The organism is Photobacterium sanguinicancri, assembly GCF_002265265.1.
In the GTDB taxonomy this organism is placed as follows: Bacteria; Pseudomonadota; Gammaproteobacteria; order Enterobacterales; family Vibrionaceae; genus Photobacterium; species Photobacterium sanguinicancri.
On record NZ_NOIF01000517.1, the window covers coordinates 1 to 375 of the forward strand.

A 375-nucleotide genomic window follows, 5' to 3' on the forward strand; every position below is an offset into this window, starting at 1 on the left:
AAAAGATGAACCGTATACATACACAATTATTTCTTTAGAAAATAGAGCAATGACTATTGTCATAGGGAAAAATATTAAAAATGACAACAGTACAGTCACGATGTAATTTTTTATGACGTTACTTTCACCAGCTCGAAAAAAAGGAAATATTATTTTGGCTAATGGGTTAAGAATACTTCGGCCTAAATTTACAAAAGTCATTGACCTACTAAATACGCCTATTGATGACGCAGGAACCATGAAAGAACTCATTGCAAATGTAGGGTAATCGACTATAAAACTATTAATCCAATTTGACAAATAAATCCACTTACTGTATGAAAATAACTTTCTAAGTGATAGTAACTCTAGCCTATTTTCACCAAATTCAGATAG

1 protein-coding gene is annotated in these 375 nt (G+C 30.9%); it reads right to left on the minus strand.

Annotation, left to right across the window (positions count from 1 at the left end; all coding sequences use genetic code 11):
* Nucleotides 1–375, minus strand: a 375-nt coding sequence (locus tag ASV53_RS26390) for an oligosaccharide flippase family protein (protein ID WP_141226365.1), incomplete at both ends; no start/stop codon positions are given.